We start from the raw sequence: 1598 nt of genomic DNA, 5'->3' as shown, positions 1-1598 counted from the left end.
ACGAACCCCGCGAGCAGCAGCTTCAGCCTGCCGTGGACGCTACCCACGAGTGCGGTGCCCTCATTCAGGAGTTCACGGGCGCGTTGCGCTTCGTACGCGACCAGTGCGCGCACCGATGCGCCCGCGGTGGGCGTGGCGAGATCCGCCTCCTGGACGTGAAAGCGTTTCATGTCCGCGGCGGGCAGATAGATGCGGTCGCGGCCGAGGTCCTCCCTGACGTCCTGGAGGTGCTCGACGATCTGCAGGGCGGTGCAGACGGCGTCGGAACGGCGGATCCGCTCGGGGGTCGAGGTGCCGGTGACGGCGAGGACGAGGCGGCCGACGGGGTTGGCGGACAGTTCGCAGTAGGCGAGGAGCTCGTCGTGGGTCTCGTAGCGCTTGACGAGCTGGTCCTGGCGGTTGGCGGCGATCAGGCCGAGGAACGGCTCGGGGGTCAGCGAGCAACGGCGGACGGTGGGCTGCAGCCGGCGCAGCAGCGGGTGGCGCGGGGTGCCGTCGAAGACCCGGCGCAGATCGGCCTCGAAGGCGTCGAGGAGGGCCGGGCGGTCCTCGGCCCGCTCGGCCGACACGCCGAGCAGCCGGGCGTCGGCGCCGCCGGGGGCCAGGTCGCCGTCGCCGATGTCGTCGACGAGGCGGGCGAAGCCGTAGACGGCCATGAGGTCGGTGCGCCAGGCCCTGGGCAGGAAGAACGGTGCCACGGGGAAGTTCTCGCCCGCGGCCTTGTCGAGGGTGGCGCGCTCGGGGTCGCGCGCCGTCTGTGTCGGGGTCATCGTCCGCTGCCTGGAACGGGGACGGCACCTGCTCCGTTGAGCTGGAGAGTTTCCGTAACCATTGCCGTCACATCTCCCGTTCTACACTGCCGACCCAACACACACTATTTCGGACACGCCGCCCGGCCGTCCACGGAGCGGCCGTGGCGGAGGGGTCGCGCGTTATCTCCCCACTTGCCGCTTTCCGGGACCGCTACAGCTTACGTTGTACAACGCACCATGGTCCGCCGGGGTGTCCTGGACATCACAACAACGCACCGATTGGTGTCAAGATTCCTGGGCCGAGCGGGAGTTGACGCATCCTTTGCAGACGCCGGGCCCCGCCGGACGGTTTCGGCGGGGCCCGGACGGGAGCGTCTACTTGCCCGTGAACTTCTCGTACTCCTTGAGCACCTCTCCGGTGGGCCCGTCCATGCGCAGCTCACCGCGTTCCAGCCACAGCACCCGGTCGCAGGTGTCACGGATCGACTTGTTGTTGTGGCTGACCAGGAAGACCGTGCCGGCCTCCTCGCGCAGCTCCCGGATGCGTGCCTCGGAGCGCATCTGGAACTTGCGGTCGCCGGTGGCCAGCGCCTCGTCGATCATGAGGACGTCGTGGTCCTTGGCGGCGGCGATGGAGAAGCGCAGTCGGGCCGCCATGCCGGAGGAGTACGTGCGCATCGGCAGCGTGATGAAGTCGCCCTTCTCGTTGATGCCGGAGAAGTCGACGATCTCCTGGTAGCGCGACTTGACCTCCTCGCGGGACATGCCCATGGCGAGTCCGCCGAGGTGGACGTTGCGCTCGCCGGTCAGGTCGTTCATCAGCGCCGCGTTCACGCCGAGGAGGGA

The 1598-nt window shown here is 69.0% G+C and carries 2 protein-coding genes; both read right to left on the bottom strand.

The annotated features are described in order from the left end of the window. Positions 1 to 770, bottom strand: a 770-nt coding sequence (hpnC, locus tag RH94_RS13850; RefSeq protein ID WP_234425752.1) for a squalene synthase HpnC, incomplete at its 3' end; no start/stop codon positions are given. A gap of 357 nt (positions 771 to 1127) precedes the next feature. Continuing rightward, positions 1128 to 1598 (bottom strand): ABC transporter ATP-binding protein (locus RH94_RS13845; protein WP_407697311.1); only part of this gene is annotated, 471 nt, incomplete at its 5' end.

This window comes from Streptomyces kebangsaanensis (genome assembly GCF_001906585.1).
Lineage (GTDB): Bacteria > Actinomycetota > Actinomycetes > Streptomycetales > Streptomycetaceae > Streptomyces > Streptomyces kebangsaanensis.
This window is presented reverse-complemented; position numbering and strand designations above follow the sequence as displayed.